Here is a 7,251-nt window from a genome sequence, read left to right as displayed (position 1 = left end):
GGCGCTGGGGGCAACGAGGGACGATTGCCGGGTAACATGATATCCAGACGGTTAACGATCTGATGAAGCGGTTCTTTACGTTCAAGGGCCATGCCGACAATACACCAGACCATCATTTCAAGAGGAAGGCGGCGCTTACGCAGGGTGACGGTGCCGGATTCGGCAAGGCAGCGGGAAATCAGTTCCGGGTCCAGATAGTCGCCCAGAGAAGTCAGTGGGTTACGCAGGGAATCGTAACGGGATACCAGATCAAGAGCCTGTCCAATGTGCATAAAAAAATCCGGAAACGGGTGAGCATTTCCGGATTCTTACACAGCCACTGGATCGGTCAACCGATCCTTAACTGATCGGCATTACACCTTCGGGTGGCGTTGTTTTTTGCGATGCCCCTCGCAATCAGTTTTGTAACTTTCCCACCAGTTTCTTTTCTCTCCGAGTCGCTTTCCAGATCTGTTAACGCATAAAAATCTCTGCTGGTGTTCACAAATGCGCAGGGGTAAAACGTTTCCTGTAGCACCGTGAGTTATACTTTGTATAACTTAAGGAGGTGCAGATGCGTATTACCATAAAAAAATGGGGGAACAGTGCAGGTATGATCATTCCCAATATCGTAATGAAAGAACTTAACTTACAGCCGGGGCAGAGCGTGGAGGCGCAGGTGAGCAACAACCAACTGATTTTGACCCCCGTCTCGAAGCGCTACTCGCTTGAAGAACTGCTGGCGCAATGCGACATGAACGCACCGGAGCTTAGCGAGCAGGATGTCTGGGGTAAATCCACCCCTACGGGTGACGAAATATGGTAAAGCGAAGCGAATTTGAACGGGGAGACATTGTGCTGGTCGGCTTTGATCCAGCAAGCGGCCATGAACAGCAAGGTGCTGGCCGACCTGCGCTTGTACTCTCCGTTCAAGCCTTTAATCAACTGGGGATGACGTTGGTGGCACCCATTACTCAGGGCGGAAATTTTGCCCGTTATGCCGGATTTAGCGTTCCGTTACATTGCGAAGAAGGCGATGTGTATGGCGCGGTATTGGTGAATCAGGTGCGAATGATGGATTTACGCGCCCGCCAGGCAAAGCGTATTGGTCTGGCTGCGGACGAGGTGGTGGAAGAAGCGTTATTACGTTTGCAGGCGGTGGTGGAATAAAGGTTTATTTATTGCGGGCATAAAAAAACCCTTACTAACCGAAGCCCGGCGTTCAGGGTTATTGCGCTATAAGAACTTATTTATTCTTTGCGCGCTCGAAGGAAGCAACGATTTCAGCTTTAGCGGCTTCAGCGTTTTCCCAACCTTCAACTTTCACCCACTTGCCTTTTTCGAGGTCTTTGTAGTGCTCGAAGAAGTGAGCGATCTGAGCTTTCAGCAGCTCCGGCAGATCGTTAACGTCTTTGATGTGATCGTATTCTTTGCTCAGTTTGGTGTGCGGAACAGCAACCAGTTTCGCATCTTCACCAGCTTCGTCGGTCATTTTCAGAACACCAACCGGACGGCAACGGATCACAGAACCCGGCTGCAGCGGGTACGGAGTCGGGACCAGAACGTCAACCGGGTCACCGTCCAGAGACAGAGTGTGGTTGATATAGCCGTAGTTGCACGGATAGAACATCGCGGTGGACATGAAGCGGTCAACGAACAGTGCGCCGCTCTCTTTGTCGATTTCGTATTTGATCGGATCAGCGTTAGCCGGGATTTCGATAACAACGTAGATGTCTTCCGGCAGATCTTTACCCGCAGGGACGTTGAGTAAGCTCATGTCTGTTTCCTTTAAAATATGTGGCAAACAAGTGCCGAGTATTATAGCCAACTCGCGCCGAATGTCTTCGCTTGTTTTCGTCCTCATTTTCCTTTTTCGCCAGTTTTAAGACGGTTCGCAGAGCTGGAAAATCCATAACCGTAGCCGCATTTTTCATAGTGATATGAAAGCGATTACAAACTTGTGATTAACGATGTATTTACTTTTTTGAAGTGTGATGTAACGCAATCTGTTACAGAACCAATTGTCTATAGTTTTTTCGCGAACATCTTTTCACCAATAATAATCACCCCGACGAGGACAACCCTATGTGGAAACGCTTACTTGTAGTCTCTGCAGTCTCGGCAGCCATGTCGTCTATGGCGTTGGCCGCTCCTTTAACCGTAGGATTTTCGCAGGTCGGATCCGAATCCGGCTGGCGCGCAGCAGAAACTAATGTGGCGAAAAGTGAGGCCGAAAAACGCGGTATCACACTGAAAATTGCCGATGGTCAGCAAAAGCAGGAAAACCAGATTAAAGCAGTGCGTTCTTTTGTCGCGCAGGGGGTAGATGCCATCTTTATCGCCCCGGTGGTTGCAACGGGTTGGGAACCTGTTTTGAAAGAAGCAAAGGAAGCCGAAATTCCGGTCTTTTTGCTTGACCGTTCCATCGATGTGAAAGACAAATCTCTCTATATGACCACCGTTACTGCCGACAACATCCTCGAAGGTAAGTTGATCGGTGACTGGCTGGTGAAAGAGGTTAACGGCAAACCGTGTAACGTGGTTGAGTTACAGGGCACCGTTGGGGCCAGCGTCGCCATTGACCGTAAGAAAGGCTTTGCCGAAGCCATTAAGAATGCGCCAAATATTAAAATAATCCGCTCGCAGTCCGGTGACTTCACCCGTAGTAAAGGCAAAGAAGTGATGGAGAGCTTTATCAAAGCGGAAAACAACGGCAAAAACATCTGCATGGTTTACGCCCATAACGACGACATGGTGATTGGCGCGATTCAGGCAATTAAAGAAGCGGGCCTGAAACCGGGCAAAGATATCCTGACAGGCTCTATCGACGGCGTGCCGGACATCTACAAAGCGATGATGGATGGCGAAGCGAACGCCAGCGTTGAACTGACGCCAAACATGGCGGGACCCGCCTTTGACGCGCTGGAGAAATATAAAAAAGACGGCACCATGCCTGAAAAGCTTACGCTGACCAAGTCCACCCTTTACCTGCCTGATACCGCAAAAGAAGAGTTAGAGAAGAAGAAAAACATGGGGTATTGAGACGTATCAGGCATCAATGCCTGATACCGACTCGTAGGCCGGATAAGGCGTTTACGCCGCATCCGGCAGTTGTGCACTGGTGGCTGATGCGACGCTGGCGCGTCTTATCATGCCTGGCTGGAGCACGCTTTACTTCGGGGGAAACCATGACGACCGACCAACACCAGGAAATCCTCCGTACCGAAGGATTAAGCAAATTTTTCCCTGGCGTCAAAGCGTTAGATAACGTTGATTTCAGCCTGCGCCGTGGTGAAATCATGGCGCTACTCGGTGAAAACGGAGCGGGTAAATCAACGTTAATCAAAGCACTTACCGGCGTTTACCATGCCGATCGCGGCACCATCTGGCTGGAAGGTCAGGTTATTTCACCGAAAAACACCGCCCACGCACAGCAGCTCGGCATCGGCACTGTCTATCAGGAAGTTAACCTGCTACCCAATATGTCGGTCGCTGATAATCTATTCATCGGCCGCGAACCTAAGCGTTTCGGCCTGCTACGACGTAAAGAGATGGAAAAGCGCGCCACCGAACTGATGGCATCTTACGGTTTCTCCCTCGACGTGCGCGAACCGCTCAACCGCTTTTCAGTTGCGATGCAGCAAATCGTCGCCATTTGTCGGGCCATCGATCTCTCCGCCAAAGTGCTAATCCTCGATGAACCCACCGCCAGTCTCGACACTCAGGAAGTAGAGTTGCTGTTTGGCCTGATGCGCCAGCTGCGCGATCGCGGCGTCAGCCTGATCTTCGTTACTCACTTTCTCGATCAGGTCTATCAGGTCAGCGATCGGATCACCGTCTTACGCAACGGCAGCTTTGTTGGCTGTCGGGAAACCCGCGAGCTACCACAAATCGAACTGGTGAAAATGATGCTGGGGCGTGAGCTGGATACTCATGCGCTACAGCGTGCCGGAAGAACATTGCTTAGTGACAATCCTGTTGCAGCGTTTAAAGATTACGGCAAGAAAGGAACGATCGCGCCGTTTGATCTGGAAGTACGCCCCGGCGAGATCGTCGGTCTGGCAGGCTTGCTGGGATCAGGACGTACCGAAACCGCTGAAGTGATCTTCGGCATCAAACCAGCCGATAGCGGCACGGCGTTGATCAAAGGCAAATCGCAAACCCTGCGATCGCCACATCAGGCTTCGGTACTGGGCATCGGCTTTTGCCCGGAAGACAGGAAAACCGATGGCATCATCGCCGCCGCCTCGGTGCGGGAAAATATCATCCTCGCTCTCCAGGCCCAGCGCGGCTGGCTACGGCCGATTTCCCGTAAAGAACAGCAAGAGATTGCCGAACGCTTTATCCGCCAGCTGGGCATTCGTACGCCTTCCAGCGAACAACCGATTGAATTTCTCTCTGGCGGCAATCAGCAAAAAGTTCTGCTCTCACGCTGGCTGCTGACTCGTCCGCAATTTCTGATCCTCGACGAACCTACGCGTGGCATTGACGTTGGCGCCCATGCCGAGATCATTCGCCTGATTGAAACGCTGTGCGCTGACGGTCTGGCGCTGCTGGTGATCTCCTCCGAACTGGAAGAACTGGTGGGCTATGCCGATCGGGTGATTATCATGCGCGATCGCAAACAGGTGGCGGAGATCCCGCTGGCAGAGCTTTCCGTTCCGGCGATCATGAACGCCATTGCGGCGTAAGGAGAACAGTGTGATGCCTCAATCTCTCCCGGACACCGCGTCGTCGAAAAAGCGCTTTCGCTGGCCGACGGGGATGCCGCAGTTGGTGGCGCTATTGTTGGTGCTGGTGGTCGATAGCCTGGTGGCCCCGCATTTCTGGCAGGTGGTGCTTCAGGATGGGCGTTTGTTCGGTAGCCCTATCGACATTCTTAATCGCGCCGCCCCGGTTGCGTTACTGGCGATTGGCATGACGCTGGTGATCGCTACGGGTGGGATTGATCTCTCCGTAGGGGCGGTGATGGCCATCGCCGGAGCCACAACGGCAGCGATGACGGTCGCGGGGTTCAGCCTGCCAATTGTTTTGTTAAGCGCCCTGGGTACCGGCATTCTGGCTGGATTGTGGAACGGCATACTGGTGGCGATCCTCAAAATTCAGCCGTTTGTTGCCACCCTGATCCTGATGGTTGCCGGGCGCGGTGTGGCTCAACTGATCACCTCCGGGCAGATCGTCACGTTCAACTCGCCGGATCTCTCATGGTTCGGCAGTGGATCGCTATTGTTCCTGCCAACGCCAGTCATTATCGCTGTGCTGACGCTTCTCTTCTTCTGGCTGTTGACCCGCAAAACGGCGCTGGGGATGTTTATTGAAGCCGTTGGCATCAACATTCGGGCGGCAAAAAATGCCGGAGTCAACACACGAATCATCGTCATGCTCACCTACGTATTGAGCGGGCTGTGTGCGGCAATCGCGGGCATTATCGTGGCGGCGGATATTCGCGGTGCCGATGCCAATAACGCTGGGTTATGGCTGGAGCTGGACGCCATTCTCGCGGTGGTAATTGGCGGCGGATCGCTGATGGGCGGGCGCTTTAACCTGCTGCTCTCAGTGGTGGGGGCGCTGATTATTCAGGGAATGAATACCGGAATTTTGCTTTCGGGCTTTCCGCCAGAGATGAACCAGGTGGTAAAAGCGGTGGTGGTGCTTTGCGTGCTGATTGTCCAGTCGCAACGCTTTATCAGTCTGATTAAAGGAGTGCGTAGCCGTGATAAAACGTAACTTGCCACTGATGATCACCATCGGCGTCTTTGTGCTGGGCTATCTCTACTGCCTGACGCAGTTTCCCGGCTTTGCTTCCACGCGCGTGATCTGCAATATCCTGACCGATAATGCCTTTCTTGGCATCATCGCCGTCGGCATGACCTTTGTGATACTCTCCGGCGGAATCGATCTCTCCGTCGGTTCGGTGATCGCCTTTACCGGCGTGTTTCTGGCAAAAGTGATTGGCGATTTCGGCCTCTCGCCGCTGCTGGCGTTTCCACTGGTGCTGGTGATGGGCTGTGCCTTCGGCGCATTTATGGGGCTTCTGATCGACGCCCTGAAGATCCCGGCGTTCATCATTACCCTTGCGGGAATGTTCTTTTTGCGCGGCGTCAGCTATCTCGTTTCGGAAGAGTCGATCCCGATAAACCATCCAATTTATGACACGCTTTCAAGCCTGGCGTGGAAAATCCCCGGCGGTGGTCGCTTAAGCGCGATGGGGCTGCTGATGCTGGCGGTGGTGGTTATCGGCATATTCCTCGCGCATCGTACGCGTTTTGGTAATCAGGTATACGCCATTGGCGGCAACGCAACGTCGGCGAACCTGATGGGGATTTCCACTCGCAGCACCACTATTCGCATTTATATGCTCTCTACCGGACTGGCGACACTGGCAGGAATTGTCTTCTCGATTTATACCCAGGCCGGATACGCCCTGGCGGGTGTAGGTGTGGAACTGGACGCTATCGCGTCGGTGGTGATTGGCGGTACACTTTTGAGCGGTGGCGTTGGAACGGTATTAGGGACGCTTTTTGGTGTGGCGATTCAGGGACTGATCCAGACTTACATAAACTTTGACGGCACGCTGAGCTCATGGTGGACGAAAATCGCCATCGGCATTTTGTTATTCATTTTTATTGCCTTACAGCGTGGGTTAACGGTGTTGTGGGAGAATCGTCAGAGTTCGCCAGTAATGAGAGTGAGTCCGGAAATTAGACTAAAAGAATAAATTTAACTGATATATAAGGATATTTTTATGTGGGCAAAGGAAGGCGAGGATTTAAGGACAACATGCAAAAACTGTGGTGTGGCTGTTTTACCACCTGACGATTATTGTAAAAGTTGTGCGGATAAAAAACTTATGGGAATTGGCGGTTGGTTGTATTTACCTGCTATTTCTTTAGTGCTGGTGATTATTTCGAGCATCTATTCTTTTATACAAACATGGGGGCTTGTTCAGGGCAATCAGGAAGAACCGCTCAGAACTCTGCTGTATCTGGAAGTGGTTGGATTTGCCATGGTATTTCTGTTGGTAAGTTATACTACTTTTTTGTTTTTTAAAAAGAAACGCCAGCTTCCGCACTACTATATTGCCCTTCTTCTGTCTCTCTTCGTATTTAATGTTGCTGATATTTGGGGAGCAGTACAGTTTCTTCATGCCACAATTGAGCCTTTAGACGCATGGGGTGTGCTGAAAAATATCATTCATATGGCGATCTGGATTCCCTATTTCCGTGTCTCTAAACGAGTCAAATTAACTTTTGTTAATTAAAACGCAAAAAC

9 protein-coding genes are annotated in these 7,251 nt (G+C 51.7%); 7 read left to right on the top strand and 2 right to left on the bottom strand.

The genetic code is table 11. The annotated features are described in order from the left end of the window. Positions 1-272 (bottom strand): transposase domain-containing protein (locus AACU94_RS18085; RefSeq protein ID WP_205713096.1); only part of this gene is annotated, 272 nt, incomplete at its 3' end. A gap of 281 nt (positions 273-553) precedes the next feature. Between AACU94_RS18085 and AACU94_RS18080 the strand changes: the two genes are divergently transcribed. Further along, positions 554-805, top strand: a complete 252-nt coding sequence (locus AACU94_RS18080) for an AbrB/MazE/SpoVT family DNA-binding domain-containing protein (protein WP_130221752.1) — start codon at positions 554-556, stop codon at positions 803-805. After that, complete coding sequence (chpB, locus tag AACU94_RS18075) at positions 799-1,149, top strand: endoribonuclease toxin ChpB (protein WP_130221751.1); 351 nt, start codon at positions 799-801, stop codon at positions 1,147-1,149. Before AACU94_RS18080 ends, chpB begins: the two co-directional genes overlap by 7 nt. A 76-nt stretch (positions 1,150-1,225) precedes the next feature. On the opposite strand, the gene ppa is transcribed toward chpB, so the two are convergent. Then, positions 1,226-1,756 (bottom strand): inorganic diphosphatase, encoded by a 531-nt coding sequence (gene ppa, locus AACU94_RS18070; RefSeq protein ID WP_064525871.1) that lies wholly within the window; start codon positions 1,754-1,756, stop codon positions 1,226-1,228. 308 nt (positions 1,757-2,064) lie between these two features. Between ppa and ytfQ the strand changes: the two genes are divergently transcribed. The 5 genes from ytfQ to AACU94_RS18045 all read left to right on the top strand — a co-directional run bounded on the left by ytfQ (position 2,065) and on the right by AACU94_RS18045 (position 7,240). After that, positions 2,065-3,021 carry a galactofuranose ABC transporter substrate-binding protein YtfQ gene (ytfQ, locus tag AACU94_RS18065; RefSeq protein ID WP_130216675.1) on the top strand — a complete coding sequence of 319 codons (957 nt, stop codon included), beginning with the start codon at positions 2,065-2,067 and terminating at the stop codon, positions 3,019-3,021. A gap of 146 nt (positions 3,022-3,167) precedes the next feature. Beyond that, positions 3,168-4,670, top strand: a complete 1,503-nt coding sequence (gene ytfR / locus AACU94_RS18060; protein WP_135489965.1) for a galactofuranose ABC transporter, ATP-binding protein YtfR — start codon at positions 3,168-3,170, stop codon at positions 4,668-4,670. Between the two features lie 13 nt (positions 4,671-4,683). Continuing rightward, positions 4,684-5,706: a galactofuranose ABC transporter, ATP-binding protein YtfT gene (gene ytfT, locus AACU94_RS18055; RefSeq protein ID WP_130206106.1), complete on the top strand. Its 1,023-nt coding sequence runs from the start codon at positions 4,684-4,686 to the stop codon at positions 5,704-5,706. Continuing rightward, the gene (gene yjfF, locus AACU94_RS18050; RefSeq protein ID WP_130216669.1) at positions 5,693-6,697 is read left to right on the top strand and encodes a galactofuranose ABC transporter, permease protein YjfF; all 1,005 of its coding nucleotides are present in this window, start codon (positions 5,693-5,695) and stop codon (positions 6,695-6,697) included. Before ytfT ends, yjfF begins: the two co-directional genes overlap by 14 nt. A 27-nt stretch (positions 6,698-6,724) precedes the next feature. Next, complete coding sequence (locus AACU94_RS18045) at positions 6,725-7,240, top strand: DUF2569 domain-containing protein (protein WP_130257929.1); 516 nt, start codon at positions 6,725-6,727, stop codon at positions 7,238-7,240. The last annotated feature ends 11 nt before the right edge of the window (positions 7,241-7,251 follow it).

Origin of the sequence: Escherichia sp. E4702, assembly GCF_963883545.1 — a bacterium.
Taxonomy (GTDB): domain Bacteria; phylum Pseudomonadota; class Gammaproteobacteria; order Enterobacterales; family Enterobacteriaceae; genus Escherichia.
This window is presented reverse-complemented; position numbering and strand designations above follow the sequence as displayed.

Coding starts and splice junctions, on each gene's coding strand:
- chpB (WP_130221751.1), top strand. CDS start 799: ATGGTAAAGCGAAGCGAATTTGAACGGGGAGACATTGTGCTGGTCGGC.
- ytfT (WP_130206106.1), top strand. CDS start 4,684: ATGCCTCAATCTCTCCCGGACACCGCGTCGTCGAAAAAGCGCTTTCGC.
- AACU94_RS18045 (WP_130257929.1), top strand. CDS start 6,725: ATGTGGGCAAAGGAAGGCGAGGATTTAAGGACAACATGCAAAAACTGT.
- AACU94_RS18080 (WP_130221752.1), top strand. CDS start 554: ATGCGTATTACCATAAAAAAATGGGGGAACAGTGCAGGTATGATCATT.
- ppa (WP_064525871.1), bottom strand. CDS start 1,756: ATGAGCTTACTCAACGTCCCTGCGGGTAAAGATCTGCCGGAAGACATC.
- ytfQ (WP_130216675.1), top strand. CDS start 2,065: ATGTGGAAACGCTTACTTGTAGTCTCTGCAGTCTCGGCAGCCATGTCG.
- ytfR (WP_135489965.1), top strand. CDS start 3,168: ATGACGACCGACCAACACCAGGAAATCCTCCGTACCGAAGGATTAAGC.